Annotated in this window: 23 protein-coding genes and 2 pseudogenes (1 of these 25 running past the window's edge); 14 read left to right on the top strand and 11 right to left on the bottom strand. The window is 71.3% G+C overall.

Features of this window, described 5'->3' with window-relative positions; genetic code table 11:
- The first annotated feature begins 299 nt into the window (after positions 1-299).
- The gene (locus ACLVWQ_RS21160; protein ID WP_414110605.1) at positions 300-1,268 is read left to right on the top strand and encodes an LCP family protein; all 969 of its coding nucleotides are present in this window, start codon (positions 300-302) and stop codon (positions 1,266-1,268) included.
- 91 nt (positions 1,269-1,359) lie between these two features.
- Here ACLVWQ_RS21160 and ACLVWQ_RS21155 read toward each other — a convergent pair whose 3' ends face one another.
- Entirely contained in the window at positions 1,360-2,577 is a 1,218-nt protein-coding gene (locus ACLVWQ_RS21155) for a N(5)-(carboxyethyl)ornithine synthase (protein WP_414110604.1), read from the bottom strand.
- A 91-nt stretch (positions 2,578-2,668) separates the two neighbouring features.
- Positions 2,669-2,941, bottom strand: coding sequence for a hypothetical protein (locus ACLVWQ_RS21150; protein WP_414110603.1), 273 nt, complete (start codon positions 2,939-2,941; stop codon positions 2,669-2,671).
- A 554-nt stretch (positions 2,942-3,495) separates the two neighbouring features.
- Between ACLVWQ_RS21150 and ACLVWQ_RS21145 the strand changes: the two genes are divergently transcribed.
- Positions 3,496-3,699, top strand: coding sequence for a cold-shock protein (locus ACLVWQ_RS21145; RefSeq protein ID WP_055513500.1), 204 nt, complete (start codon positions 3,496-3,498; stop codon positions 3,697-3,699).
- 159 nt (positions 3,700-3,858) lie between these two features.
- On the top strand, positions 3,859-5,055 hold the full coding sequence (locus ACLVWQ_RS21140; protein ID WP_414110601.1) for a fatty acid desaturase family protein: 1,197 nt from the start codon (positions 3,859-3,861) through the stop codon (positions 5,053-5,055).
- Positions 5,056-5,066: 11 nt separating this feature from the next.
- Here ACLVWQ_RS21140 and ACLVWQ_RS21135 read toward each other — a convergent pair whose 3' ends face one another.
- From ACLVWQ_RS21135 to ACLVWQ_RS21125, 3 genes are all read right to left on the bottom strand, one after another.
- Entirely contained in the window at positions 5,067-5,744 is a 678-nt protein-coding gene (locus ACLVWQ_RS21135) for a response regulator (protein WP_414110599.1), read from the bottom strand.
- Positions 5,713-7,068 (bottom strand): histidine kinase, encoded by a 1,356-nt coding sequence (locus ACLVWQ_RS21130; protein WP_414110598.1) that lies wholly within the window; start codon positions 7,066-7,068, stop codon positions 5,713-5,715. Before ACLVWQ_RS21130 ends, ACLVWQ_RS21135 begins: the two co-directional genes overlap by 32 nt.
- A 108-nt stretch (positions 7,069-7,176) precedes the next feature.
- Positions 7,177-7,755: a TetR/AcrR family transcriptional regulator gene (locus tag ACLVWQ_RS21125; RefSeq protein ID WP_414110597.1), complete on the bottom strand. Its 579-nt coding sequence runs from the start codon at positions 7,753-7,755 to the stop codon at positions 7,177-7,179.
- 383 nt (positions 7,756-8,138) lie between these two features.
- Between ACLVWQ_RS21125 and ACLVWQ_RS21120 the strand changes: the two genes are divergently transcribed.
- A complete protein-coding gene (locus tag ACLVWQ_RS21120) occupies positions 8,139-9,677 on the top strand; it encodes an MFS transporter (protein WP_414110595.1) in 1,539 nt (512 codons plus the stop codon).
- On the opposite strand, the gene ACLVWQ_RS21115 is transcribed toward ACLVWQ_RS21120, so the two are convergent.
- Both ACLVWQ_RS21115 and ACLVWQ_RS21110 read right to left on the bottom strand, forming a co-directional pair.
- Positions 9,607-11,124, bottom strand: a complete 1,518-nt coding sequence (locus ACLVWQ_RS21115; protein ID WP_414110594.1) for a sensor histidine kinase — start codon at positions 11,122-11,124, stop codon at positions 9,607-9,609. The two genes, ACLVWQ_RS21120 and ACLVWQ_RS21115, sit on opposite strands and share 71 nt — an antisense overlap.
- Entirely contained in the window at positions 11,111-11,791 is a 681-nt protein-coding gene (locus tag ACLVWQ_RS21110; protein ID WP_414110592.1) for a response regulator transcription factor, read from the bottom strand. Before ACLVWQ_RS21110 ends, ACLVWQ_RS21115 begins: the two co-directional genes overlap by 14 nt.
- 128 nt (positions 11,792-11,919) lie before the next feature.
- Between ACLVWQ_RS21110 and ACLVWQ_RS21105 the strand changes: the two genes are divergently transcribed.
- Complete coding sequence (locus ACLVWQ_RS21105) at positions 11,920-13,467, top strand: hypothetical protein (RefSeq protein WP_414110591.1); 1,548 nt, start codon at positions 11,920-11,922, stop codon at positions 13,465-13,467.
- Positions 13,468-13,856: 389 nt separating this feature from the next.
- On the opposite strand, the gene ACLVWQ_RS21100 is transcribed toward ACLVWQ_RS21105, so the two are convergent.
- Positions 13,857-14,639 (bottom strand): CDP-alcohol phosphatidyltransferase family protein, encoded by a 783-nt coding sequence (locus ACLVWQ_RS21100; protein ID WP_414110590.1) that lies wholly within the window; start codon positions 14,637-14,639, stop codon positions 13,857-13,859.
- 144 nt (positions 14,640-14,783) lie between these two features.
- Between ACLVWQ_RS21100 and ACLVWQ_RS21095 the strand changes: the two genes are divergently transcribed.
- The 5 genes and pseudogenes from ACLVWQ_RS21095 to ACLVWQ_RS21075 all read left to right on the top strand — a co-directional run.
- Positions 14,784-15,794 (top strand): zinc-dependent alcohol dehydrogenase, encoded by a 1,011-nt coding sequence (locus tag ACLVWQ_RS21095; RefSeq protein ID WP_414110589.1) that lies wholly within the window; start codon positions 14,784-14,786, stop codon positions 15,792-15,794.
- Between the two features lie 175 nt (positions 15,795-15,969).
- Positions 15,970-16,368, top strand: coding sequence for a 6-pyruvoyl trahydropterin synthase family protein (locus ACLVWQ_RS21090; protein WP_055513514.1), 399 nt, complete (start codon positions 15,970-15,972; stop codon positions 16,366-16,368).
- Between the two features lie 23 nt (positions 16,369-16,391).
- Entirely contained in the window at positions 16,392-17,492 is a 1,101-nt protein-coding gene (locus ACLVWQ_RS21085; protein WP_414110845.1) for a glycosyltransferase family 4 protein, read from the top strand.
- Positions 17,489-18,475 carry a hypothetical protein gene (locus ACLVWQ_RS21080; RefSeq protein ID WP_414110588.1) on the top strand — a complete coding sequence of 329 codons (987 nt, stop codon included), beginning with the start codon at positions 17,489-17,491 and terminating at the stop codon, positions 18,473-18,475. The genes ACLVWQ_RS21085 and ACLVWQ_RS21080 overlap by 4 nt, the downstream gene beginning before the upstream one ends.
- Positions 18,475-19,506 (top strand): annotated as a pseudogene (locus ACLVWQ_RS21075) (lysylphosphatidylglycerol synthase transmembrane domain-containing protein); the annotation flags it as partial. The gene ACLVWQ_RS21080 and the pseudogene ACLVWQ_RS21075, both read left to right, overlap by 1 nt.
- Before the next feature lie 152 nt (positions 19,507-19,658).
- On the opposite strand, the gene ACLVWQ_RS21070 reads toward ACLVWQ_RS21075, so the two are convergent.
- Entirely contained in the window at positions 19,659-20,489 is an 831-nt protein-coding gene (locus ACLVWQ_RS21070; protein WP_414110586.1) for a creatininase family protein, read from the bottom strand.
- A gap of 39 nt (positions 20,490-20,528) precedes the next feature.
- Between ACLVWQ_RS21070 and ribA the strand changes: the two genes are divergently transcribed.
- The 3 genes from ribA (at position 20,529) to tgmB (ending at position 23,253) form a co-directional block, all read left to right on the top strand.
- On the top strand, positions 20,529-21,188 hold the full coding sequence (ribA, locus tag ACLVWQ_RS21065) for a GTP cyclohydrolase II (RefSeq protein WP_414110585.1): 660 nt from the start codon (positions 20,529-20,531) through the stop codon (positions 21,186-21,188).
- Between the two features lie 867 nt (positions 21,189-22,055).
- Positions 22,056-22,247, top strand: a complete 192-nt coding sequence (gene tgmA, locus ACLVWQ_RS21060) for a putative ATP-grasp-modified RiPP (RefSeq protein WP_414110583.1) — start codon at positions 22,056-22,058, stop codon at positions 22,245-22,247.
- A 16-nt stretch (positions 22,248-22,263) separates the two neighbouring features.
- Positions 22,264-23,253, top strand: coding sequence for an ATP-grasp ribosomal peptide maturase (gene tgmB / locus ACLVWQ_RS21055; protein WP_414110582.1), 990 nt, complete (start codon positions 22,264-22,266; stop codon positions 23,251-23,253).
- A gap of 25 nt (positions 23,254-23,278) precedes the next feature.
- Here the strand turns inward: tgmB and ACLVWQ_RS21050 are convergent, their stop codons facing one another.
- Both ACLVWQ_RS21050 and ACLVWQ_RS21045 read right to left on the bottom strand, forming a co-directional pair.
- Positions 23,279-24,631 (bottom strand): MFS transporter, encoded by a 1,353-nt coding sequence (locus ACLVWQ_RS21050; protein ID WP_414110581.1) that lies wholly within the window; start codon positions 24,629-24,631, stop codon positions 23,279-23,281.
- Positions 24,632-24,877: 246 nt separating this feature from the next.
- The gene (locus tag ACLVWQ_RS21045; RefSeq protein WP_414110579.1) at positions 24,878-25,543 is read right to left on the bottom strand and encodes a TetR family transcriptional regulator; all 666 of its coding nucleotides are present in this window, start codon (positions 25,541-25,543) and stop codon (positions 24,878-24,880) included.
- A gap of 153 nt (positions 25,544-25,696) precedes the next feature.
- On the opposite strand from ACLVWQ_RS21045, the pseudogene ACLVWQ_RS21040 reads away from it, so the two are divergent.
- A pseudogene (locus ACLVWQ_RS21040) lies at positions 25,697-26,248 on the top strand (shikimate dehydrogenase) (it continues 340 nt past the right edge of the window).

The following is a 26,248-nucleotide window of genomic DNA, read 5'->3' as shown; positions in this document are numbered from 1 at the left end:
GTCCGTTACCGACCGTTATGGACCGCGATGGGGTGACGCCATGTGCTGAGGGACTGGACAGGCCGATGAACGACGGGATCCACCACCCCATCCGCGGCGACGGGCCCACGTCGCCCCGTGCCGGCGGACCCTGGCCGTCGGGGCGTGGGAACGGCGCCCCGACCTCGACGCGTACGGCGCCCCTGCCCGGTATGCCTTCGCCCGCCACACCGGGCCGTACGGGCGACGGGAGCCGGCCCCACCGGGACCCGGGCAGCGGCAGATCCCCGAAGCCCCGCCCCACCCGGCGCCGCAGAGTCGTGCGACTGACGGTCCTGCTGCTCGCCGCGGCGGTCGCCTCCTCCGTCGGCACCTATGTGTGGGCCGACACCGAACTGGAACAGGGGGTCGACCTCGGCGCGCTTCCGGACCGCGCGCGGGACGGAAAGGGCACCAACTACCTGATCGTGGGCTCCGACAGCCGTGCCGGACTGTCCGAGCAGGCCAGGAAGGAGCTGCGCACCGGGTCGGCCGAGGGCCGCCGCACCGACTCGATGATCCTGCTGCACACCGGCGCGAACGGCTCCACCATGCTGAGCCTGCCGCGCGACTCCTGGGTGACCATCCCGCCGTACGTCCGACCCGAGACCGGCAGGAGCTACCGCGCCGAGCCGAACAAACTCAACGCCGCGTTCTCCCTCGGCGGCCCCGACCTGCTCGTACGGGCCGTGGAGCGCAACACCGGGCTGCACGTCGACCACTACGCGGAGATCGGCTTCGCGGGGTTCGTCGGTGTGGTGGACGCGGTCGGCGGCGTGGACATGTGCCTGGAGCGGGCCGTCAAGGACGACAACTCGGGCGCCGACCTGCGCAAGGGGTGCCAGACGCTCGACGGCTCCGAGGCGCTGGCGTTCGTCAGGCAGCGCAAGCAGGAGGCCCAGGGCGACCTGGGCCGTACCCGCAACCAGCAGAAGTTCCTGACCGCCCTCGCCGAGAAGGCGGTCACACCCGGGACCCTCCTCAACCCCGCCAAGTCCTTCCCGACTCTCGGCGCGGGCCTGGACACCCTCGTCGTCGACAAGGACACGGACCTGCGGGACCTCATGACGCTGTTCCGGTCGATGCGGGGCGTCACCGGGGGCGGCGGCCGGCAGATCAACGTGCCTGTGTCCGACCCCGGGTTCGCCACCTCCAAAGGCAGCGCGGTGAAGTGGGACGACCGCCGGGCGCGGACACTCTTCGCGGAGCTCAGGGCCGACCGGCCGGTGACGCTCGCGCAGGAGAGGTGACCACGCCCGGGTGCCGAAACGCCAGCCCGTCGGACCGCCGGACCGCCGGTCCCTGGACCGCCAGTCCGCCAGTCCGGAGGCAGGCAGTCCGTCAGGCCGGCTGCGCGGAGGAGCGCAGGCCGGGGGCGGGGGCGACCGCCGGGACGGGGGCGGCGGCCGGCGACGGGGCGGCCACGGCGTGCGGGTACTGGGCCGGCCGGTTCTGGAAGGAGAGGATCTTCGGGTTCATGACGACGCCGTCGCGGATCTCGATCGCGTTCTTGACCGTGGCGTCGGTGTCCCAGGACGTGGGACCGCTCAAGACCTTGCGCAGATACGGCAGGAGCGCCTCGCTGATCTCCCACGTCGCCGAGTTCCACAGGTGGGACGGGCTGTGGTCCACGCCGTAGTAGTGGCAGCCGGGGCCCACCAGGGGCATCGGGTCCTCGAAGGTGGTCGGCCGGGCCCATTCGAAGCCCATGCCCTCGTCGCAGGAGACGTCGACGAAGAAGGTGCCGGGCCGGAACTGGGCCAGCTCCTCCTCGGTGACGAATGTCAGCGGTGCGTCGGTGTCCTGCCGGATGCAGTTGACGATGATGTCGAACCCGGCGAGATACTCCGCGAACGGCACGGGCCCGAGCCCGGTGAGCGCCTCCAGGCGGGTCGGGTCGTCGTCCCGCTCCGCGAAGTGACCCATCACGACCGACGGCATCGGCGAGGCCACCGCGGCCGCGGCACGCTGGGTGAGCACCGTGACGTCGGAGACACCCATGGCGCCCAGACCCGTGACCGCCCCGCGGGCCGTGGCGCCGAAGCTGATGACGACCGCGCGCATCCGACGGCCGTAGCTGCCGGTCAGCCCGCCGAGCTGCAGGGCGTGCAGCACGGAGCAGTAGCCGGCCAGCTCGTTGTTCTTGTGGAAGACGTGGACGCTGAAGGCGCCCGTGGAGGTCCAGTGGTTCATGGCCTCCCACGCGATGAGCGTGAGCTGCCGGTCGATGGCGAGCTGGGTCATCCGCTCGTCCTGCACGCAGTGCGGCCAGCCCCACAGCACCTGGCCCTGGCGCAGCTGGGTGACGTCGTCGTGCATCGGCTTGGGCAGCAGCAGCACGTCGCACTCGTCGAGGAGCTGCTCGCGGGAGCGCAGTCCGCCCACCAACGACCGCAGTGCGTCGTCACCGACGCCGAACCGTCCGCCGTAACCCTCTTCGAGGAAGATCTTCGCGCGTACGTCGGGATCGATCCGGTCGAGGTGACCGGGGTGCAGCGGCAGCCGGAACTCGTTCTCCTTGAGGGAGGAGGCGAGTACTCCGAGACTCATCAGACTCATTGCGCGTCCTTCTATTTCGTTGTGGTCGTGCTATTTCGCCGACGCCCTGCGTGTACACATATATACATGTATGCGCTTGTGCGTGCGTCGGTCAGGAACGGTCGCCCTGGTGCCGGCTGACGCGTTCGCTCAGCGGGAGGGCCGTCTCGCCGAGACCGTTGACGGACCCGCACGCCATACGCGCACACGTCCCGTGGCAGGCGAGGATCTGTCCGCCGTCGTGATGGGAGACCACCACGGCGTCCGGGTCGGGAGAGTTCCGGTAGTCGGTGCCGCACATGAGGCAGGCCAGTCCGGAGAGCATCTCGGCGGTCGGTTCGGGGCGGCCGCGGCGGTGGCCGGAAATCGATTCCTGGGAGTACATGTGTCCCGCATCCTCTGTCGTCGGGTCGGGCCGTGCGCGAGACTCCGCATGTGCCTGGAACGCCTGGGAAACCCGGAAGGCGCCAGGGGTGAGGGGAGTCGGGAAAGGGCGCGCGGAGCTATCGCCGGGTGCGGAAGGGGCTGCGGGAGACGGCGGGACGGTACGAGCCAGAAGGCATCGCGCGGCTCATTTCCGGCCGGATTCGATCGTGTCGGCCATTGCCGTTCTCCGAGTGCGACGCCGAAACGGATGACGGCGTACGAGGTGCGCCCGGTCACGCCACCGTACTCCCTTCCTCGGCGGCCGCCGACCGTCGGGAACGGGCCGAACCCCTGCTCGGGGCCTTTTTCGCCCGGCCGGGAACGTTTCCGGCACACCAGACGTTTTAGAAGATGGTTGTAGTTGAAGTTTGCGAACGTGGAAGCGCCCGCGGAGTTCTCGCAGCGGGCGTCATGTCGTTTTCGGGGGTTTTCTTCGACGGCTGACGACCGGCAACCCGGAGTCGCGCGAGTGCGCGCTCTCCGATCAGCTCGTCAACTCGAAGGAGACATCACATGGCTCAGGGAACAGTGAAGTGGTTCAACGCGGAGAAGGGGTTCGGCTTCATCGCCCCCGATGAGGGCGGCAACGACGTCTTCGTGCACCACTCGGCGATCGACACCGACGGTTTCCGCTCCCTGGAGGAGAACCAGAAGGTGGAGTTCACCGCCAGCCAGGGCCCCAAGGGCATGCAGGCCGACCAGGTCCGCCCCCTCTGAGGCGACCCCCCTTCCCCACCCCAGCGGGCCCTTTGTCGAAGCAGGCCCATTTCCGAGGCAGGTCCGTGTACGGGCCTGCCTCGGGGCGCATCCGGCGCCCGCCGCGACCCCAGCGACCCCGAGCCCTAGCCCTAGCCAGAGAGGCGACACGTGACGCACGTGACCACTGAGACCATCGACCGGGGCGACGGCGGCGACCGACGCGGCCGAGTACTCGCCCACGATCACGAGCACGACCATGGCCACGTCACGGATCCGGTGGACCTCGCCCGGATGGCCAAGCCCCCGCCCGCCCGCCGCGGCAGCGACTACGCGGCGCTGTCCCGTGAGGTCAGGCAGAGCGGGCTGCTGAAGCGGCGCCCGCTGTACTACTCCGCCAAGGTGGGGGCGAACCTGGCCCTGCTGGCCGCCGGATGGACCGCCTTCGCCCTGATCGGGGAGTCGTGGTGGCAGCTGGTGACCGCCGCGTTCCTCGCGGTGATGTTCACCCAGACCGCGTTCATCGGGCACGACGCGGGGCACCACCAGATCGCCGCCTCGAAGCGGGTGAACAACCTGCTCGGCCGCGTCCACGCCGACCTCCTGGTCGGCCTCAGCTACGGCTGGTGGATCTCCAAGCACACCCGGCACCACACCCACCCCAACCACGTCGACCGCGACCCCGACATCGCCGACGGCGCGATCGCCTTCACCGAGGACCAGGCACGCGTCCGCCGGGGAGCGTACGCGTGGCTGGGCCGCCACCAGGCCTGGCTGTTCTTCCCCATGCTCCTGCTCGAAGGGCTGGCCCTGCACGTCGCAGGAGTGCAGGCGACCTTCGACCGCGCGGGTACGGGGAAGGGGGCAGGCACGGGTACGGGTACGGGGTCACGGACCGGGCGAGTGACCAGGCTGGCCGAGGCGAGCATGCTGGCCACCCACATCGTCGGCTACCTCGTCGCCCTCTTCGTGGTCCTGACCCCGCTCCAGGCCGTGGTCTTCCTCCTGGTGCACCAGGGACTGTTCGGGCTCTACATGGGGTGCTCGTTCGCCCCCAACCACAAGGGCATGCCTGTCTTCGCCAAGGACGCCAAAATCGACTTCCTGCGCCGACAGGTCCTCACGTCACGCAACATCCGTGGCCACCGGCTCACCGACCTGGCGCTCGGCGGCCTGAACTACCAGATCGAGCACCACCTGTTCCCGTCCATGCCGCGGCCAAGCCTGCGGCACGCCCAGGGGCTGGTCCGCGCGTTCTGCGCCCGGCACGGCATCGCGTACCACGAGACGGGGCTCCTCGACTCGTACGCCCAGGTGCTGAAGCACCTCCACGCGGTCGGCGGCCCACTGCGCCTGCGTCCCGAGCTGGAGTACTGAGCCCTCGGTCGCTACCGGGTGCCGGTGGCGCGCGGTACCACCAGCCCGCAGTCGTACGCGAGGATCACGGCCTGCACCCGGTCGCGGAGCCCGTACTTCTCCAGGATGTGCGCGATGTGCGTCTTGACCGTCGTCTCTCCCACTCCCAGTTCCGCCGCGATCTCCGCGTTGGACAGCCCTCGGGTCAGGGCGCGCAACACGTCGATCTCGCGGCCGGTGAGAGCGCCGAGGCGGGACGGTACGTCGGGGGCGACGGGCGCGCCGAGATGGGCGAAGCGGTCGAGCAGCCGGTGGGTGATCCGGGGTGAGAGCACCGCGTCACCGGCGGCCACGGTCCGGATGGCGCCGACGAGCGAGTCGGCCGGGCCGTCCTTGACGAGGAAGCCGCTGGCTCCGGCGCGCAGGGCGTCCACCACGTGGGCGTCCAGGTCGAAGGTGGTCAGGATGAGGATGCGGCTCGGCGATCCCGATTCCGCTATGCGTCGGGTGGCCTCGACACCGTCCATGTTCGGCATGCGGATGTCCATCAGGACGATGTCCGGGCAGAGCGTGCCGGCGCTCTCGACGGCTTCGACCCCGTCCGCCGCCTCGCCGACGACGGTGATGTCCGGCTCGGCCTCCAGGATGAGCCGGAAGCCCGTCCGGATCATGGGCTGGTCATCGACCAGCAGGACGCGGATGGCATGCATGTGGGGTGTGCCCTTCGTACCGGGAGTCGTGCGGAGCGGGGTCGTGCGGAGCGTGGTCGTCGTGCGGGGGAGCGGCCGGCGTCGGCAGCGGCACCACCGCGTGGACGCAGTAGCCCCCGTCCGGGCGGGCGCCGGTGTGCAGGGAACCGCCCACCGCGCCGACGCGTTCGCGCATGCCGACCAGTCCGTGACCGGGGCCGTCCGGCCCGTGCGGCAGGGCGGGCGGTCGCGGCGCGGCCCCTTCGCCGGGCCGGGGCCCGTCGTCGCAGAGCCGGACGGTGACCCTTCGGTGTTCCGGTTCCCAGGCGAGGGCGAGTGCGGTGTGCGTGTGGCCGGCGTGCTTGAGCGTGTTGGTGAGGGCCTCCTGCACGACGCGGTAGACGGTCAGATGTGACCCGGCCGGCAGCTCCGCGGGCGTCCCGGTCGTCGTGAAGTCCACGGTGAGGCCCGCCGCGCGGACCGAGTCCACCAGCGTCGGCAGGGCCTCGATGGTGGGCTGCGGCGGTTCCTTGCTGGGGTCGGTGCCGGCCTCGTCCTCCGTGCGCAGGACGTCGAGAAGCCTGCGCAGTTCGGTGACGGTCGCCCGGCCGGTCTCCTCGATGGTGCCGTGCAACTCGTGGGCCTTGGCGCCGTCGCGGTCCTGGATCCGGTCGGCGGCGATCGTCTGGACGACCATGAGGCTGACGTTGTGCGCGACGATGTCGTGCAGTTCGCGGGCGATCCGGGCCCGCTCCTCCATGACCGCCGCCCGGGCGTTCGCCTCCTGGGCGCGTTCGAGGGCCCCGGCCCGTTCCAGCGCCTGGTCGCGGATGGCGGCCCGCGCCCGGGTGAGCCGGCCGAGCGCCCAGGCGGCGACCAGCAGCACGGCCTCCGTCAGCAGGGTGGCCATGTGGTGTCCGGCCGGGGCGAGGACCGCCTCGGTGACGGCCGCTGCCGGGATGAGCGCGGCCACCACCAGGGTGGCCGTCCTCGGCGTGCCCCGCAGCGCGGTGAGGAACACGGCCGTGGCCACACCGACGTAGGCGGGACCGATGGACGTGCCGTCCGGTCCCGACAACTGCGGGATGTAGTGGCGTCCTTGGAGCACGGCCACCGCGACCGTCATCACCAGCAGGGTCGGCAGCGGGAACCGCCGGTGGACGGCCAGCGGCAGCGCGGACAGCGGGGCGAGTACGAGGAACAGGGCGTCCGGGGCGCGCAGGTGGGGCCCGTCGGGCGGCAGCGTCCAGGGGAGCACGGACGTCCCCGCGGCGAAGAGCAGTGCCAGACCCACATCGGTGGCGGCGCGGGGTACGCGCCGTCCCGCGAACGAGTCCAAGTCCATGGGCCCAACGGTAGACGGGCTGCCGGGCCCGTCGGTCTCACCTGGGGTGGAACAGCGCCCGGCGGTCTCCTCCGTGAAGACATCCTCCGCAGGGAGGAGGGGGCCGGGTCAGCGGGTGGCGCGTACCCCGTCGAGGGCGATGGACAGGATCCGGTCGCGCTGGGCGTCGTCGTCGAAGGTCGTCGCGGTGATGCCCGAGACCATGCGCAGCAACTCGACGAAGTTCATGTCCGTACGCGCCCGCCCGGCCTGCTGGGCCCGTTCGAACAGCGGGCCGCCGGCCGCGTACATCGAGTCGCGGCAGGCGGTGAAGATCTCCGACTCGTCGTTGAGCGCCTCACGGACGGCCCGCTTGGTCACCATGTAGCCGGCGAACCGCTTCAGCCAGGTCGTCAGCGCTTCCCACGGGTCGAGCCCGGCGACGTCCTGGGCGACCTGGCACAGGGCGTCGACCTCGTCCGCGTAGAGGCTCTCGAAGAGGTGTCTGCGGGTGGGGAAGTTCCGGTACAGCGTGGCGATACCGACGCCCGCGCGACGGGCGATGTCCTCCAGGGAGGCCTCCGCGCCCTGCTCGGCGAAGGCCTCGCGGGCGGCGGTGAGCAGCGCGTCGTAGTTGCGCGCCGCGTCCTTCCGGTGCGGTCGCCGCGACGCGACGATCTCGCTCACGGGGAACGACTGGACGGTCACTGCTGCCTCCTTGGGCGGAAACCGATTGAACCGGAGGTGTGCCTCCGCTACAGTGGAGGTGTACCTCCACTTTACCAGTGCGGGGTGCGTCCACCGGGGACGCGTGCGGCCGCACGCGGCTGCGGCGCGACGCCACCCCGCCTCCGGCCCGTGCCGAGCGCACCGCCCACCCGACACCTGACATCTCGACTCCCTGACATCTTCCGCGACCTGTGACCTCCCCCGCTCCGTGCCGCACTCGGGCGACTCCCGACCGGCGCCCGGGCGGGGGAGACCCGGTCCCGTGACCATCGGTGTGCCCCGCGCCTGCTGCCTTCGGCCTGCGCGGAACCCGTACGGGACGGCCCGGGGCCTCGGCCGCAACCAGTTCGGAGAGGCTTTCCATGCCCCGCAAGTCCACCACCCGCCTCACCTTCGCGGTCCTCGCGACCGGTGCGGGCGTCTTCTCCATGCTCCAGTCGCTGATCGCGCCGGCCCTGCCGACCGTCCAGCACGAGCTGCACACCTCGCAGTCCACGGCGACCTGGGTGATGACGGCGTACCTGCTGTCCGCCTCGGTCTTCACACCGATCCTCGGCAGGGTCGGCGATCTGATCGGCAAGAAGCGCACCCTCGTCGCGGTCCTGGTGACCGTGATGACCGGCTGTCTGATCGCCGCGCTCGCCCCGACCATCGGCGTACTGATCGTCGCCCGGGTCGTCCAGGGCATAGGCGGCGCGCTGTTCCCGCTGTCCTTCGGGATCATCAGGGACGAGTTCGACCCGGCCAGGGTGAGCCCCAGCATCAGCAACCTGTCCGCGGTGATCGCCGCGGGCGGCGGTGTCGGCATGGTCGCGGCCGGCCCCATCGTCTCGGCGCTCGACTACCGGTGGCTGTTCTGGCTGCCCGTCGGTGTCGTCGCGGTGACCACGCTGATCGCCGTCCGGTACGTCCCCGAGTCGCCCCGGCGCGCCGAGGGCCGCGTGAACTGGCTCGGCGCCGTCCTCCTGTCGGGATGGCTGGTGGCCCTGCTCCTGCCGCTCAGTCAGGCGAGCCGGTGGGGCTGGGGCTCGACCCGGGTGATCGGGCTGTTCGCCGCCGCTCTCGCCCTGTTCGTGCTGTGGCTGCTCTCCGAGGCGCGCTCCCGCTCTCCGCTGATCGACCTGCGGGTCCTGCGGCTGCCCGCCGTGTGGACCACCAACACCGCCGCGCTGCTGTTCGGCGCGGGCATGTACTCGATCTGGACCTTCCTGCCCGGCTTCGTCCAGACGCCCAGCTCCGCCGGGTACGGATTCGGCGCGAGCGTCACCGCGTCCGGGCTGCTCATGCTGCCGATGCTGGTCGCCATGTTCTTCTCCGGCATCCTGAGCGGCCGGCTCGAACCTGTGGTGGGCGCCAAGAAGCTGCTCGTCACCGGTGCCGCACTCGGTGCGGTCGCCTGTGGGTTCCTTGCCCTCTGGCACGACGAGCAGTGGCAAGTGGCCTTCGTGTCAGGGGTGTTCGGCCTCGGAATCGGCCTCGCCTTCGCCTCGATGGCCAACCTGATCGTGGGCAGCGTCCCGGCCGAGCAGACCGGCGCGGCGACCGGCATGAACGCCAACATCCGTACCATCGGCGGGTCCGTCGGAGCCGCGGTGACCAGCATCCTGGTGACGGGCCGTCAGCAGCCCTCGGGCCTGCCCGAGGCCGCCGGCTACACCCGCGGGTTCACCCTGCTCGCCCTGCTCTGCCTCGCGGCGGCGCTGGCCGCGCTCCTCGTCCCGGTCCAGCAGGTGCGCCGGGTGCCCCGGGTGCCGCGCGCCACGGGCGACGACGCCATGGCGCACGGCGACCGGGGCGGCGATCGGGCCGACGGGGAGCTGGTGGAGCAGATCATTTCTCGGTCGGGGCAGGGGCTCGGGGGAGACGTAGCCGGAAGCACGCGCCGAGGGTCCGGGGGGTGAGGGTGAGGGTTCCCTGGTGACGCTGGGCCAGGTCACGGGCGATGGCGAGGCCCAGGCCGGTACCGCCCTGGTCGCGGGAGCGGGCGTCGTCGAGCCGGACGAAGCGTTCGAAGACGCGCTCGGCGTCCTCGGTGGGCACGCCGGGGCCGTCGTCGTGCACCGTGAGGACGACCCAGCTGTCCTGGTTCCGGATGGTGATCTGGATGCGGTGTGCGGCGTGGCGGGCGGCGTTGTCGATGAGGTTGCACAGCAGCCGCTCGTGTTCGTCGGGTCTCCCGTGTACGTGTGCGGGGGCGGTGCTGTCGCAGGTGAGGGTCAACGACCCTTCGCTGAGGTGGTGTTGCTCGGCCAGCCGGGAGGCGAGAACCGTCAGGTCGACGGTCTCGGGGCCGGACACGGGGGTGCGGGTGTCGAGGCGGGCGAGGAGCAGCAGGTCTTCGGTGAGGGACTGGAGACGGCGGGTCTGCCGGGCCGCGGTGGTGGCCGCGGCGGGCCAGTCGGTGCGTTCCGGGTAGGCGAGCGCGACTTCCAGACTGGTCAGCAGTGTGGTGAGGGGGCTGCGCAGTTCGTGGGCGGCGTCCGCGACGAAGCGGCGTTGCTGGGCGGCGGCGTCGTCGAGACGTTGCAGGGTGCTGTTGATGGTGGTGGCCAGGGCGGTGATCTCGTGTCCGGTGGCGGGCACGGTGACGCGTTCGCGGGGGTTGCTCGCGGTGACGGAGGCGGTGAGGACGCGGATGGCCTCGACCGGCCGCAGCGCGATACGGACGGCGAAGTAGGCGACGGCGGCGATCAGCACGAGGCTGACGAGCCCGGCCCGCAACAGCCGGCGGTCCGTGGCCTCGGTGATCGTCTCGGCCATTTCCTCGCCCGCGTGCGGAAGCACCACCACATGGACCCGCAGCTGGGCGTCGGCGGCGACGCCCAGCGCGGCGGCTCGGTCACTGCTCAGTTCATCGGCCCTGATGTCGCTGTACAGGACCAGGTGGATTCCGCCCTCCTCGCCGAACCGGTCCCAGGGCTCGGAGTCGTGGCGCGCCGGTATGCGCGTGGGGTGAGTCGTGTAGCCCCGCTCCGGCCCGTCGTCGGGTGGAGCGGACCCCTCGGCCTTCGGCGGGGCGGACAGCACATGGCGGGTGCCGGGATCGAACTCCTCCATGCCTCCGCCGTAGGCGACAGCGGCACGACGGCCGGTCGCGACGACCTCGTACGGCACGGTGTTTCTGCGCACGGGGACATGGCCCTCCGCCAGCTGGTCGACGAGAGCGAAGAGCTGTGCCTCCGCCTGCTCCTCGGCGATCAGCGTGCTCTGGCGGTAGACGTCGAGATGGACCCACCAGCCGATGCCGGTCAGGATGACGGCGGCGGTCGCGGCGGCGGCCAGAGCCGTGCGGGCTCGTACCGAACGCGGCCACGGCCGCAGGCGGCGTCGCGGCTCAGTCACGGTCACGGTCGTCCACCAGTCGGTAGCCGGTACCCCGTACGGTCTGCAGCGACCGTCGGCCGAACGCGGCGTCCACCTTCTTGCGCAGGGCGCTGACGCGCGCCTCCACCAGGTTGGGATCCCAGGCTTCGTCGGGCCACGCGTGATAGAGCAGATCCGCTTTGGGGACCGCCTGGCCCGCCCGGCGGGCCAGCAGTTCCAGTACGGCGAACTCCCGGGGGGTGAGTTCCACCCGGGTCCCGGCCCGGCGGCAGACCCGGCCGGCGACATCCAGCGAGAGGTCGCCCACGGCGAGGACGGCCGGTGCGACCGTGGCGGACCGTCTGACCAGGGCCCGCAGTCTCGCGACGAGCACCAGGTAGGAGAAGGGCTTGGCCAGGTAGTCGTCGGCCCCCGTGTCCAGGGCCTCCGCCTGGTCCCACTCCCCGTCCTTCGCGGTCAGTACGAGGATGGGGGTCGCGTTGCTCTCCCGGCGCAACTGGGCACAGACCTTGTAGCCGTTGAGTCCGGGCAGCATCAAGTCCAGTACGACCAGGGCGTATTCGCCGGTACGGGCCATCCACAGTCCCTGTCGCCCGTCATGGGCGAGGTCGACGCTGTAGCCCTCGGCGGTCAGGCCGGTGTGCAGGGTGTGGGCAAGGTCCACCTCGTCTTCGACCACCAGAATGCGCATGCGGTGCAGCCTCGCACAGCGTCGGCCCGCCTTCCTGATCAGCCGGTCAGGTCGGGTCAGCATGCGGTCAACGAGGTCCGGGCACGCTGGCGGAGTTTTCTCGCCGCCGCTGAAAGGCCCTGCCGTCGATGTCCCTCGCCGAGCTCGAAATCGTCAACGACAAGAAGACCGCTCCTCGGGGAGTTGCCGCGCCTTTGCGCCGGAGATTCCTCGTTCCGTCGCTCCTGCCCGTTCTGCTGTCCCTCCTGCTCGGCCTGTGGGGAATTCGCAGAGACGAGAAGGTGTGGCATGACGAGGCCGCGACGCTCGGACTGGCTTCCCGCAGCCTGCCGGACCTGTGGCAGACGCTGGGCACCATAGACGCCGTGCACGGGGCGTACTACCTCGTCATGCACGGCCTGTTCGGCCTGTTCGGGACCGACCTCCTGGTGCTGCGCCTTCCCTCCGTTCTCGCCGGCGCGCTGGCGGCGGCGGGAGTCACGGCACTCGGGGGCCGACTGGCGGGGACGCGAGCCGGCGTACTGGCAGGTCTTTCCTTCGCCCTGCTTCCGGCTGTTCAACGCTATGCGCAGGAGGGGCGTTCGTACGCGCTCGTCTGCGCACTGGTGGTCTGGGCCACGTATTTTCTGGTGAGCGCGGTACTCGGCTGCCGGGCCCCGGCGAGCACCGGGCGCGCAAGGCCGGCGGCGCCGTGGATCGCCTATGGCGCTCTCATGCTGGCGGCGTGCATTCTGCATCAGTTCGCCGCGCTCGCCCTGGTGGCACACGCCGTCGCCCTGCCGGGCCGGGCGCGGCGCCCGTGGGCCCGCACCGCACTGGTGGTCGCGGTGGGAGCCGCACCCCTTGCGGCGCTGGGAATGGCACAGTCCGAGCAGGTCGCCTGGATCAACGGTGTCACCGGCGGTCAGTACCAGCGCTTCGCAATACAGTTCTCCCTCGCGATCGTGCTGTTCCACTTCGCTTCACCAAGGAACGCCGGCAGGGCCTGCCCCGAAGTGCCTTTCAGTCTGCGGGCGATAGCCCTTCCGCTGTTCGTGCTGCCCACCGTGCTTCTTGTGCTGATCTCTCTCTACAAGCCCTTCTATGTGGAGAGGTACGTGCTCTACGGTTTCGTCGGTCTGGCGCTCCTCCTGGGAGCGGTGCTGGACCGTGTGTCCGAACTGGGGCGCAGTCCGCGCGTGACCGCGGTGGTCGTTGTCGCCGTGGCCATCGGGCTGCTCGTGCCCGAATCCCTCAAGGTGCGGACACCGGAAAGCCGATCGGACGATGTCACCGAGCTGGCGAGGGTGCTGTCCAGGGAAGCCGCTCCCGGTGACGCGATTCTCTACCTGTCAGTGAAGAGGCGCGCATGGACACTGGCCTATCCGTGGCTCAGTCGACGGATGTTCGACCTCGCCCAGGAACTCACCCCGGAAGCCTCGCACGGCCTTTACGGCACGGAATTGCCTTCCTCGCAGATCCGCGCGCGCATGCGCGGCAGCGAACGCATCGTCGTGGTGACGGAACCCCAGGGAAATCGTGTCGAACGCACCGAGACGGAGCGGATGAAGGAGAGGGTTCTGGCGGAATACTTCACCAAGGACCACGCCGCGCGGATCAACGGGGCGCAAGTCATCGTGTACGAGTCCCGTGCAGCGGCGACCGCGACCGCCCGTGCTGAACGCGCGGTGCCGTAGGAACCGTTCGGAGTCAGCAGGGTCTCCGACGCCCAGCTCATTCCGGGGACGTCGTCGCGAGCACATCGCTGCGGCGGACCTGGTTCTGCCGCCGGCGGAGATCGAACGCCTGAATGCGATCGGCGGCCGACGTACGTCGACTGCGGGTGGGTGGGGGCTGAGCGCGCAGTTCCCCGCGCCCCTGGAAGGCGGGGCTTCGCCCTCGCCTCCGGGGCCGGTCGTGGCTGGTCGCGCAGTTCCTCGCGCCCCTGGAGGGCGGGGCTGCGCCCGCGCCTCCGGGGCCGGTCGTGGCTGGTCGCGCAGTTCCTCGCGCCCCTGGAGGGCGGGGCTGCGCCCGCGCCTCCGGGGCCAGCCCCCGTCCGCCCGCAGGTGAGGGTGAACGTCGAAACCTACTGGGCCGCCGCGGCAGCGGGCTCGCGGAGGCGTTCCACCTCCAGGTGGGCGGCCTCCCGCTCGACGGAGCCGCGCGTGCGCCGCAGCCAGCCGATGTCCCGGCCGAACGACCACGTCAGCAGGGCCAGGGCGAGGGCGACGACCCCGAACGTCGGGGCGTACGGAAGGATCCCCGAGCCCGCGAGCAGCAGCAGGACACCCTGCAGCGCCGCCACCGTCTTGCGGGCCGTGCTCGGCGGGAGCGTGCCGTTGAGCCACGGCAGGAACTTGGCCGCCGCCACGAACGCGTAGCGCATCGCGCCGATCGCCAGGGCCCACGGCCCCACCGCCGTGGCGACGTACACACTGAGCACCAGGATCAGGAACGCGTCGACCTCCATGTCGAAGCGCGCCCCCAGCGCCGTGGAGGAACCGGTGCGGCGGGCGACCTTGCCGTCGACCGCGTCGAGGATCAGGGCGACCGCCGTGAGCGCGACCAGCACCGTGACCGGCGGCGGGCTCTGGAAGGAGTCGGCGACCAGCGCGGTCACCCCTCCGACGAGCGTGGCCCGGCCCAGCGTCACGCGGTTGGCGACGCCGAAGGAGCGGGGCCGCGACCGGTGCAGCGCGCGGGAGAGCACCGCCCAGGTCGCGATGCCGAACGCCAGCCCGGTGAGCCAGCCCGCGGGGCCCAAGCCGATCGCCGTGCCGAGCACGGTCAACAGCAGAAGTTGCACGCCCGCTCCCACGGCCGTCTCCTGCTGCAAGAGCCTCGCGTCGTACGTGTTGTTCAGGGCCACCGCACATCCTCCGGCCAGGTGACAGAGTCGATCGTCGCCGCGTACCTTGTGCGCGGCTTCGCAAAGGTCGGTACGTGGCTCGTCGCCCGATCGTTCAGCCCGCGCGCTCAGCCGATTCACATGAACCACTCAGGAGGATGCCGAATGGACCGTTCCGCCCGCGCCTTCTGGCTCAGCTCTCCCGGTCACGGCGAACTCCGGGACACCCGCCTGCCCGAACCCGCCGAGGGCGAGGTCCTGGTACGAACACTCTTCTCGGGGGTGAGCCGCGGCACGGAGACACTCGTCTTCCGCGGCGGAGTCCCGCAGAGCCAGTACGCGGCGATGCGGGCGCCCTTCCAGGAAGGCGACTTCCCCGGACCCGTCAAGTACGGCTACCTGAACGTCGGAACGGTGGAGGCAGGTCCCGCCGAACTCCTCGGACGGACCGTCTTCTGCCTCTATCCGCACCAGAGCCGGTACGTCGTCCCCGCGAGCGCGGTCACCCCCGTGCCCGAGAACGTGCCCGCCTCACGTGCCGTGCTCGCCGGCACCGTGGAGACCGCCGTCAACGCCCTCTGGGACGCGGCCCCCCTGCTCGGTGACCGCATCTCCGTGGTCGGCGCGGGCATGGTCGGCGCGAGCGTCGCCGCGCTCCTCGCCCGGTTCCCCGCCGCCCGCGTCCAACTGGTCGACGCCGACCCGGCGCGCGCGAAGATCGCACAGGCGCTGGGCGTCGAGTTCGCGCTCCCGGCGGACGCCGCGGGCGACCGCGACCTCGTCGTGCACGCCAGCGCGACCGAGGCCGGGCTCTCCCGCGCCCTCGAACTCCTCGCCCCGGAGGGCACCGTCCTCGAACTGAGCTGGTACGGCGACCGGCAGGTCAGCCTGCCGCTCGGCGAGGCGTTCCACTCCCGCCGGCTCGTCATCCGCAGCAGCCAGGTCGGGACGGTCTCACCGGCCAGGAGCTCCCGGCGTACCTATGCGGACCGGCTCGCGCTGTCGCTCGAACTCCTCGCCGATCCCGCGTTCGACACCCTGATCACCGGCGAATGCGCCTTCGAGGATCTGCCCGGGGCGATGGCCGCTCTCGCCGCCGGCGAGACGACGGCGATGTGTCACCTCGTGCGGTACGACGCCGATGTCGATGCCGGCACCGGCACCGGCGACGAGTAGTCACACCCCACCACCGGTAACCAAGTCCGCACCACGCGCCCAGCTGGCAACCCTGTCTCGGGAAACCTGTCCGAAACTCCGACCCGAACCCCCTGAACACGGAGAACGGACCGGCCGTACTACACGGCACGCCCCGGCAGAGGGGTCAGACGCGCCGCACCTGGAGGGTCGTCCGTTGTTCAGCATCACCGTCCGCGATCACCTGATGATCGCCCACAGCTTCCGCGGAGAGGTCTTCGGACCCGCGCAGCGACTGCACGGAGCGACGTTCCTCGTGGACGCCACGTTCCGCCGCGCCGAGCTGGACGACGACAACATCGTCGTCGACATCGGACTCGCCACCAGGGAACTCGGGGAGGTGGTGGCCGAGATGAACTACCGGAACCTCGACAACGAGCCGGTGTTCGCCGACACCAACACCTCGACGGAGTTCCTGGCGAAGGTCGTCGCCGATCGCCTCGCCGAGCGCGTGGAAAAGGGAGCACTGGGCGAAGGAGCCCGCGGCCTGGCCGGCATCACGGTCACCCTGCACGAGTCGCACATCGCCTGGGCGAGTTACGAGCGTGCCCTGTGAACCACAACGCCGACATCATCCCCATGTCCCTGCGCGCCATGCACTTCGTGATGCCCGGCGGAGTGGACGACCCCACCATGCCGAGCGGCGGCAACGTCTACGACGCCCGCGTCAGCCTCGATCTGCCCGGCTTCGGCTGGCAGGTCCACAAGCACGCCCTCGACGGCAGCTGGCCCCAGCCCGAGGCGCCGGCCCGTGCCGAACTGGCCCGCACCCTCGCGGAACTGGCCGACGGCACCGTCGTACTCCTCGACGGACTGGTCGCCTGCGCGGTCCCCGAGATCGTCATCCCGGAGGCCGAACGGCTGCGCCTGGTCATCCTCGTACACCTGCCGCTCGGCGACGAGACAGGGCTCACGCCCGAGGTGGCCGCGGACCTGGACGCCCGGGAGCGGCACACCCTGCGCGCCGTGCCGGCCGTCGTGGCCACCAGCGAGTGGGCGGCCCGCAGGCTCGTCGCCCACCACGGACTCGCGCCCGACCGTGTCCACGTCGCCGCCCCCGGCGCCGACATCGCACCGCTGGCCCCCGGCACCGACGGTGTCTCCCGGCTGCTGTGCGTCGCCTCGGTCACCCCGCGCAAGGGGCAGCACCGGCTCGTCGAGGCCCTCGCCACCGTCACCGACCTGCCCTGGAGCTGCGTGCTCGTCGGCGGCCTCGACCACGATCCCGGGTACGTGGCCGGGCTGCGGGACCTGATCGACCGGCACGGCCTCGGCGACCGGCTGCAGCTCGCCGGACCCAGGTCGGGTGCCGCGCTCGACGCCAGCTACGCCTCGGCCGACCTGATGGTCCTCACCTCGTACGCCGAGACGTACGGCATGGCCGTCACCGAGGCGCTCGCCCGCGGGATCCCCGTGCTGGCCACGGACGTCGGCGGGCTCCCCGAGGCGGTCGGACGCGCACCCGACGGCGGGGTGCCCGGCCTGCTCGTCCCGCCGGAGAACCCGGCGGCCCTCGCCGCGGAACTGCGCGGCTGGTTCGGCGAGGCCGACGTACGCCGGCGTCTCAAGGCCGCCGCACGCGCCCGCCGGGCCTCCCTGGGCGGCTGGGCGATCACGGCCCGGAACCTGTCGGGTGTCATGGGGCGACTGAAGAGCGAGGCAAGGAGGGGGGCGGCATGAGCGGCACGAGCACGACACCGACCGGGGTCGCCGGAGCCGGTCCCGTGCCGAGTTCCGGCTCGGGTCCCGTGGCGGGTTCCGGGGCGGGGGCGCCCGGCCGGGACACAGGAACGATTCGGCTCGGGGACCGCACCCGTGGCGAGGCCACCGACGACACCACCCGCTACGCGCCCGAGTGGCTCCAGCTGCGGGAGGGCGTCGACGCCCCGGCCCGGTCGGCCGAGCTGCTCGATCCCCTGCGGATCCGGCTCGCCAACCTGCCGCGGCGGTCGGGCGGCCTTGTCATCCACGACCTCGGCTGCGGCACCGGCTCCATGGGACGGTGGCTCGCGCCCCGGCTCGACGGGCCCCAGCACTGGGTCCTGCACGACCGTGACCCGTATCTGCTGCACTTCGCCGCCGTCGGGTCGCCCCGTTCGGCCGCCGACGGCAGCCGGGTGACGGTGGAGACCCAGCGCGGTGACGTCGGCCGGCTGACCGCCGACGCCCTGGCCGGCGCCTCCCTGGTGACGGCCTCCGCGCTGCTGGACGTCCTCAACGCCGACGAGATCGAGGCACTGGCCGCGGCCTGCGCCGGAGCCGGCTGCCCCGCCCTGCTCACCCTCTCGGTGGTGGGACGGGTCGAACTCACCCCGGCGCACCCGCTGGACGCCGAGATCACCGAGGCGTTCAACGACCACCAGCGGCGAGGGGACCTGCTCGGTCCCGAGGCGATCAGCGAGGCCTGCGACGCCTTCTCCCGGCACGGCGCGACCGTGCAGGTGCACCCCAGCGCGTGGCGCCTGGGCCCGGACGAGTCCGCGCTGACGGCCCAGTGGCTGCGCGGCTGGGTCGGCGCGGCGGTCGAGCAGCGTCCCGAACTGGCCACCCGCGCGGAGACCTATCTCCAGGAGCGTCTCGCGGCCTGCGAGGCGGGGGAGTTGAACGCGGTGGTCCACCACAGCGATCTGCTCGCGCTGGCCCGCCCGGTCGGGGGAGCCTGATGAGTGCGGGAGCCGTGGCGGAGGAGGAGCGGTCGCCTGCCGCCCCGCACGAGGAGCCGGCGGCGGTCGAGGCGGCGGCGACGGCCGGGTCCGCGGCGCCGACGGTCCGGAGCGGTGACGCCGACGGTGCCGCCGTCCGTTCGCGCGGTGGCGTGGTCCGTGTGCTGGTCCGCGCCGTGGCCCGGGGCACGGCCAGGGTCCGTGCCCGCCTCGACTCCCGCTTCCTGCGCACCCACTTCGGCACGGTGGCCGGTGTCGTCATCCTCACCGTGCTGACCTGGCGCCTGGGCACCGGCGTCTTCCTGGACGGCCTGCGCCGGATCGACGGGGTCACGCTCCTCGCGGCGCTCGGCATCGGCCTGCTCACCACGGTGTTCAGCGCCTGGCGCTGGTGCGTGGTCGCCCGGAGCCTGCGGCTGGAGCTGCCGCTGGGCCCCGCCGTCGCGGACTACTACCGCGCGCTGTTCCTCAACGCGGCGCTGCCCGGCGGCGTACTCGGCGACGTCCACCGGGCGGTACGGCACGGGCAGAGCGCCGGGGACGTCGGGCGCGGGGTGCGCGCGGTCGTCCTCGAACGGGTCGCGGGCCAGGCCGTCCTGGCCGTGGTCGGGGTGGCCGTACTGCTGACCCAGCCCTCGCCGGTCCTCGACGAGACCAGGCACCTCGTCGTGCTGCTGGCCGCCGCATCGGTGTGCGGGGTGGTCACCGTGGGCGTCGTGCGCGGCAGGGGCAGGGCGCCGCGCACCTCCCGCCGCCACCAGGCCGTACGGACCACGCTGGCCGAGGCGCGCGGGGCACTGCTGTCCCGCGGCAGCTGGCCGGGCGTCGTGTTCTCGTCCGTCGTGGTCCTCGCGGGGCACATCCTGATGTTCCTGCTCGCGGCGCGGGTGGCCGGCTCGACCGCGTCCGTCGCCGCGCTGGTGCCGCTGGCACTGCTGGCCCTGATCGCCATGGGGCTGCCGCTGAACGTCGGCGGCTGGGGACCCCGGGAGGGCGTCACCGCCTGGGCGTTCGGCGCCGCGGGGCTGGGCGCGACACAGGGCCTGACCGTGGCCGTCGTCTACGGCGTGCTCAGCTTCGCGGCCGCCCTGCCCGGGGTCGCCGTACTGGTGGCGCGTTGGTACGCGGGACTGCGCGGCCCGCGCCGGGCCGGCGCGCGACAGGCGGAAGGGAACGGGGACGCTCAGTGCGGATCAGCGACCGGCGGCACGGCGGGCGGTGCGGTGGGCGGTACGGCGGCGACGTCGTCCTCGGACTGCGATGTCAGCAGCGAGAAGTACGCTCCGAAGGAGTCGGCGAGCGAGGCCAGAAGCTCCTTCCCCTTCTCCGCCGACGCCCTCGAAGGGCGGCCTATGACACCGGACCCGGTGTAGGCGGACATGCCGAGGGTGAGCAGATGCCGGCGGTCGTCGGCGACGGAGTCGGAGGTCTCGTAACCAGGCCTGAGAAATTCCGGATTGGTGTGCAGAAGAATGGAGGTCTCGATTTCCCCCGCATGCATATCAGTGAGCAGCGAGGTCTCCACCCCAGCCGCCTCCCGGGCCGTTTCCCAGTCCTCGACCGCCGGGAAGAGAGCCATTCTCGCACCGGCCGCGGAGGATTCCTGGACGACGTTGCCCAACACGTAATTGCCGCCGTGACCATTGATCATCACCAATGTGTCCACGCCCGACCGACGCAGCGAATCGGCTATGTCCCGCACCACCGCATGGAGTGTCACGGAGGAAATGCTCACCGTTCCCGGCCAGGCCGCGTGTTCGTGCGAGCAGGAGATCGTCACCGGAGGAAGGAGATGGACGGGGAATGCGGAAGCGACCTCCCGGGAGATCGCACACGCGACGAGCGTGTCGGTCGACAGCGGAAGATACGGACCGTGCTGCTCGAAGCTGCCCACGGGGAGCACGGCGATCTGCCGGGCCACCCCGGCGCCCCGGGCCCGTACGTCTTCCGTGGTGTCCGCGGGCAACGGCCCTGACGCCGTGAGCCGTATTTCCGAACCGTCCGAATTGACCATGTTCTCGCGACCTTTCGTCTCTGCTTAGGAACCAGAATCATGACAGAAATAGATGGCGTACTCGCCGGGAAATCCCACTCCTCAGGCGTCGAGCGGGTCGTGAATGCCCCGTTGCCCACGGTGTACGGCGATTTCCAGGCCGTCGGCTACCTGGACCGTACCCGCGGAGACGAACAAGTGGCCTTGGTGCACGGTGACATACGAGAAGAGGGCGTGCTCACGCGGCTGCACTCCGAGTGCCTGACCGGCGACGCGTTCGGGTCCCGGCACTGCGAATGCGGGCCCCAACTCACCACGGCGCTGCGGGAGATCGCGACGGAGGGCCGTGGCGTCCTGATCTACCTGAGGGGGCACGAGGGCCGGGGTATCGGGCTGCTGGCCAAGCTCCAGGCGATGAAGCTCCAGTCGGAGGGGCTCGACACGGTCGAGGCGAACCTCGCGCTCGGACTGCCCGTGGACGCCCGTGACTACGGCGTGGGCGCGGAGATCCTGCACGACCTCGGTGTCCGCTCGGTGCGGCTGCTCTCCAACAACCCGCGCAAGCGTGAGGCGTTGATACGCAACGGCATCAGGGTCGACGAGCAGGTTCCGCTGCTGATCCCGCCCTGCGACGACAACATCACCTACCTCCGCACCAAGCGTGAGCGCCTGGACCACGACCTGCCCCACCTGGACGCCGTGGTGGGCCACCGCGTCTGACGCCACTCCGTCCACCCGTAGTCCGCCCGTAGCCGCCCGTGCGCCGTCGACCTGTGTCGCGGCGCACGGGCGGTTCTTCGTCCCGCGGGGGGCGCGCGTCCGGCGCCCGACATGTCCAACTCGCCTGTGAACGAGGCAACTTGCCCCCTCGGCCGGGAGCGGCGTCCGGTACGACCCTGCGCACACACCCGACCACGGTCGGAGATCGGTCCGGCGGGTCCTGAAACCTCCCGCGGGCCCTCAGGCGTGAGATGTGCGCCACACTCATGCCGAGGCGCGGCGGTCGGGAAGCCGGGAGGCCGGTCTCCGTCCGAGAGGTCAGATGTCGGGAGGCGAACCGGTTCGACCGGATCCCGTACGGCTCGTGCGCGTCGGTCGCGATCCGCTCCACGACGTGTGCCGGCCCGTCGGCGTCCGGCGCCAACCTCCGTTCGGCGCACCTCCGGTGGGCGGCCGAGCGTGCCGCGCGAGAGCCGCCCGCGGTGTGAAGTCCATGGTCACGGCCGTGCGGGGGTGATGTTCCGCGCTCCGGCGTGCGCCGGGCACGCCCGTCCCCGGGTGCCCGACGGGCGCGCGGGGCGTCCGACGGACACGGGTGTGCTCCCGTGCGCCCGACAGCCGGCCCGGCGCTGGATCCACGAGTCGGGTGCGCGCGTCATACAGGGCGCATGGCTGCTCTCTGCACGCAGGATCGGCCCGGACGGAACGAGTGACGAAGGGTACGGCTTCTGTGACTACGCAGCGTGAGGCAACCATTCTCCAGTTCGATTCGTATATCTCCGTGGAAGCCCTGTGGACCCACCGGGCGGAGTGATGCCGGAGCGTCACAATCCGCTTGACCGGGTCCGCACCGAGCAAGGAGAACCGATGCGACCGTTCGCGCTCAACTATGCCCGTCCGGCCCAGCAGTTGGAGGTCAGCGTTCCGTACGCTTATGACTCCGGACTGCAGTTGAACGTACTCCCGGACGGGCGGCTCGCCGCTCACGACTACGCCGTGTTGCGGGAGTTGGGGTCCACGACCTCGACCGCGGGCTCCAAGACCCACTTCGACGACTGAATCAGGACCCCTGACGATGACGGTTCTGATCCTGACGTGCGAACAGGATGTGACCGCGGACATGGTGGTGGCGGAGCTCGACGGGGACGGCGTCCCGGTCGTCCGCCTCGATCCCGCGGACCTGCCCGGCCCGGTGGCCCTGTCGGGCGAGTATGTGCGCGGTGGCTTTCGCGGACATCTGTCCGCCGGTGGCCGGCTGGTGAGCATGAACGGGCTGCGGTCCGTCTGGGTCCGCAGGCCCGGCGTGCCCGCGTCCCATTCCGCCGAGCCCTCCGACTGGCTGACCGAGGAGTCCTCACAGGCGCTCTACGGCATGCTGCGCTCCACCGACGCCCGCTGGATGAACCACCCCGACGCCGCCCACCGGGCCCGGCACAAGCCCTGGCAGCTGCACCTGGCCCAGCGCTGCAGCCTCCCGGTACCCGCCACTTTGATCACGACGTTCCCGCAGGCCGCCCGTGACTTCGCGATTCGCTTTCCGGATCTGGTGGTCAAGCCGGTCTCCGGCGCGCATCCGCAGGAGCCGCCCAGGGCGGTGCCCACCAGCAGGGTCGCACCCGACACGGACTTCGCGGCGGTCGCCTTCGGTCCGACCCTGTTCCAACGACGGGTCGTCAAGCGGGCCGACATCAGGCTGACCTGTGTCGGCGACCGGCTCTTCGCCGCCCGGAAGGCCGTCGCCCCGGACGCCGACCCCGACGAGGTCGACGTACGGTTCGCCACCTCCGACGCCCTGTGGCGCCCGGTGGACACGCCGTCGTCGATCGCCGCCGGGGTGCGTGCCTATCTCCGGGACGCCGGACTGGCCTTCGGAGCCTTCGACTTCGCCGAGGACACCGACGGGATGTGGTGGTTCCTGGAGTGCAACCAGTCCGGCCAGTTCGGATTCGTACAGATCGATTCGGGTCAGCCCATCGCGGCGGCCGTCGCCGACTGGCTGGCCGCCCCCGTTCCGTCCGGCGGACAGTCAGAAGGCAGCCGGGTGTGGGCGATAGAGGGGCACTGAGACTGCTGACGCGCGCCTCGTGGGCTCAGGCCGGCACTTTCTGCCGGCCCGGTGAACCCTGGGGCGCCGGTTCGCCGAGCCGTTCCGTCGGCACCTTGTGCGTCTCGCGCGCCGAGATCGCGGCGATCACCGGCGGGACGCACAGCGCGGCCGTGAACAGGCCCACGGACACCCAGCCGTCCCCGTCGGGCCCCGCAATCCGCGCGGCGAAGGTCACCGCGAACCCGGCGACCGCGAAACCGATCTGCGTCCCGATGGCCGTACCCGACAGCCGGACCCGCGTGGAGAACATCTCCCCGTAGAAGGAGGGCCACACACCGTTCGCGGCGCTGTAGACCACGCCGAAGGTGAGGATGCCGAGGACCAGGACCAAGGGGTACGAGCCCGTGGAGATGGCCCACAGATAGAGGAACATCAGTACGGCGCTGCCCGCGGCGCCGATCAGGAAGACCGGGCGGCGGCCGACGCGGTCGGACAGGACGGCCCACAGCGGGATCGCGCCCAGCGCGGCGAGGTTGGCGAGCGCGCTCACCCACAGCATGGACGTGCGGTCCATCCCGACCGAGTCACTGGTCGCGTACGCCAGCGCCCACACCGTGAAGATCGTGCTGACCGAGGCGACGAGGGAGGCCGCGACCACCCGCAGGACGTCCGCCCAGTGCTCGCGCATCAGCACGGCGAGAGGCATCTTCGCGACGCCCTCGGTGGCGGCCTGCTGAGTGAAGGTCGGCGTCTCCTGGAGGGTGCGGCGGATGACGTACCCGACGACGGCGACCGCGATGCTCATCCAGAACGGGACACGCCAGCCCCAGGAGAGCAGTTGGTCCTCGGGGAGGGCGGCGACCGGGATGAACACCAGGGTGGCGAGGAGCTGGCCGCCCTGGGTGCCGCTGAGGGTGAAGCTGGTGAAGAAGCCGCGTTTGTCCGGCGGTGCGTGTTCCAGCGACATGGAGTTGGCGCCGGCCTGCTCGCCCGCCGCCGAGATGCCTTGCAGGATCCGGCACAGGACGAGGAGCACCGGGGCCAGGGTGCCGACCTGGTCGCGCGTCGGCAGGCAGCCGATGAGGAACGTCGACACGCCCATCAGGATCAGCGTGAAGACCATGATCTTCTTGCGGCCGACCTTGTCGCCGAAGTGCCCGAGGAACAGGGCGCCCACCGGGCGGGCCGCGTACGCGACTCCGAACGTGGCCAGTGACAGCAGGGTCGCGGTGGCCGGGTCCGAGTCGTCGAAGAAGACCTCGGGGAAGATCAGCGCGGCGGCGCTGCCGTAGATGAAGAAGTCGTAGTACTCCAGCGCGCTGCCTATCCAGGCGGCCGTCGCCGCCTTCCTGGGCTGGCCGGGGGGCGCGTCGAGGGGTGCTGCGGGGACGGACACGACGGTGCTCCTTTGCACGGAGGGGGGGGTGGGGCGACCCGTTCCGGGTGCTGAGCGGCTAATTAACCCACTGGATAGTTAGTAGCGATGGCTACGGATGGTGCGCTGGTGCTTCCCGGGTGTCAAGAGGTCGCGTCCAAGGATCTTGGTGCCCGCCGCTCGGGCGCGCCCGTGCCCCGGGCCCCGGTTTTCCGCGCCCCGCGCCCCGAGCCCTGCGCTCGGCGCCGCCGCGCTCGGTGCCCGTGCTCAGTGCGCCGCGCGGTCCGCCGTCAGATAGGCGATGACCATGTCGCCCAGCATGCTCCGGTAGTACGCGTGGCGCGCGGGATCGACCAGGTCGCGGCCGAACAGGGCCCCGAAGGTGTGCCGGTTGGCGACCCGGAAGAAGCAGAACGAGCTGATCATCGCGTGCAGGTCGACGGCATCGACATCGGCCGTGAACAGGCCCGACTCCCGTCCCGACGCCAGGATGCGGCGGATCACGTCCAGGGCGGGCGAGCCGATCCTGCCCAGTTCCTCGGAGGCGGCGATGTGCTGGGCCCCGTGGATGTTCTCGATGCTGACCAGGCGGATGAAGTCCGGGTGCGCCTCATGGTGGTCGAAGGTCAGCTCGGCCAGCCGCCGGATGGCCGCGACCGGGTCCAGGTGTTCCACGTCGAGTCTCTGCTCGGCCTCGCGGATCACGCCGTACGCCCGCTCCAGCACCGCTGTGAACAGCCGTTCCTTGCCGCCGAAGTAGTAGTAGATCATCCGCTTCGTGGTCCGGGTGAGGGCGGCGATCTCGTCGACCCGGGCCCCGTCGTAGCCGGCCCGCGCGAACTCCCTGGACGCGACGTCGAGGATCTCGGCCTTCGTGCGGGCGGCGTCACGGATGCGCCCGTTCGGCCGTGCCGGTTCTTCGACGCTGGTCATCGGGTTCCTTCGGGCGAGGGGCCAGTGCCCGCGATTGTAGAAGCAGGCGTCGGTGCGCGGCCCCGCTCGTCCGGTGGGCCTTCCCGGGGCCGGGCATGCCTGATATAGCTAACGTACTAGTTCGTACATAACGCGTCGTTCAGGAGGTCCGCCGTGGTCAAGGACTCGTATCTCGTCGGACTGATCGGCGCGGGGGTCGGGCCGTCGCTCAGCCCGGCCCTGCACGAGCGGGAGGCCGGAAGGCAGGGGCTGCGCTATCTGTACCGCCTCATCGACATCGACGAGCTCGGTGTCGCCCCGGACGCGGTGGGGGATCTGGTGCGGGCCGCACGCGACCTGGGCTTCGACGGGCTGAACATCACCCATCCTTGCAAGCAGCTCGTCATCGAGCACCTCGACGCGCTGTCTCCGCAGGCCGAGGCGCTCGGCGCGGTGAACACCGTCGTCTTCGACGCGGACGGCGGGCGGGCGGTGGGCCACAACACGGATGTCACCGGGTTCGCGGCGTCCTTCGCGCGCGGGCTGCCGGATGTTCCGCTGGAGCGGGTGGCGCAGTGCGGGGCGGGGGGAGCGGGGGCGGCCGTCGCGCACGCCCTGCTCACGCTGGGCGCCGGGCAGGTGACGGTGGTGGACGCGGTGCCCGGCCGGGCGGTTGCGCTGGCCGCCGGGCTGAACCGGCGCTTCGGGGCGGGGCCGGCGGCCGCG

The sequence above is a fragment of the Streptomyces sp. CWNU-52B genome (genome assembly GCF_047444975.1).
Lineage (GTDB): Bacteria > Actinomycetota > Actinomycetes > Streptomycetales > Streptomycetaceae > Streptomyces.
This window is presented reverse-complemented; position numbering and strand designations above follow the sequence as displayed.

Coding starts and splice junctions, on each gene's coding strand:
- ACLVWQ_RS21155 (WP_414110604.1), bottom strand. CDS start 2,577: ATGAGTCTGATGAGTCTCGGAGTACTCGCCTCCTCCCTCAAGGAGAAC.
- ACLVWQ_RS21150 (WP_414110603.1), bottom strand. CDS start 2,941: ATGTACTCCCAGGAATCGATTTCCGGCCACCGCCGCGGCCGCCCCGAA.
- ACLVWQ_RS21145 (WP_055513500.1), top strand. CDS start 3,496: ATGGCTCAGGGAACAGTGAAGTGGTTCAACGCGGAGAAGGGGTTCGGC.
- ACLVWQ_RS21135 (WP_414110599.1), bottom strand. CDS start 5,744: ATGCATGCCATCCGCGTCCTGCTGGTCGATGACCAGCCCATGATCCGG.
- ACLVWQ_RS21130 (WP_414110598.1), bottom strand. CDS start 7,068: ATGGACTTGGACTCGTTCGCGGGACGGCGCGTACCCCGCGCCGCCACC.
- ACLVWQ_RS21120 (WP_414110595.1), top strand. CDS start 8,139: ATGCCCCGCAAGTCCACCACCCGCCTCACCTTCGCGGTCCTCGCGACC.
- ACLVWQ_RS21110 (WP_414110592.1), bottom strand. CDS start 11,791: ATGCGCATTCTGGTGGTCGAAGACGAGGTGGACCTTGCCCACACCCTG.
- ACLVWQ_RS21105 (WP_414110591.1), top strand. CDS start 11,920: ATGTCCCTCGCCGAGCTCGAAATCGTCAACGACAAGAAGACCGCTCCT.
- ACLVWQ_RS21095 (WP_414110589.1), top strand. CDS start 14,784: ATGGACCGTTCCGCCCGCGCCTTCTGGCTCAGCTCTCCCGGTCACGGC.
- ACLVWQ_RS21085 (WP_414110845.1), top strand. CDS start 16,392: ATGTCCCTGCGCGCCATGCACTTCGTGATGCCCGGCGGAGTGGACGAC.
- ACLVWQ_RS21080 (WP_414110588.1), top strand. CDS start 17,489: ATGAGCGGCACGAGCACGACACCGACCGGGGTCGCCGGAGCCGGTCCC.
- ACLVWQ_RS21070 (WP_414110586.1), bottom strand. CDS start 20,489: ATGGTCAATTCGGACGGTTCGGAAATACGGCTCACGGCGTCAGGGCCG.
- ribA (WP_414110585.1), top strand. CDS start 20,529: ATGACAGAAATAGATGGCGTACTCGCCGGGAAATCCCACTCCTCAGGC.
- tgmA (WP_414110583.1), top strand. CDS start 22,056: ATGCGACCGTTCGCGCTCAACTATGCCCGTCCGGCCCAGCAGTTGGAG.
- tgmB (WP_414110582.1), top strand. CDS start 22,264: ATGACGGTTCTGATCCTGACGTGCGAACAGGATGTGACCGCGGACATG.
- ACLVWQ_RS21045 (WP_414110579.1), bottom strand. CDS start 25,543: ATGACCAGCGTCGAAGAACCGGCACGGCCGAACGGGCGCATCCGTGAC.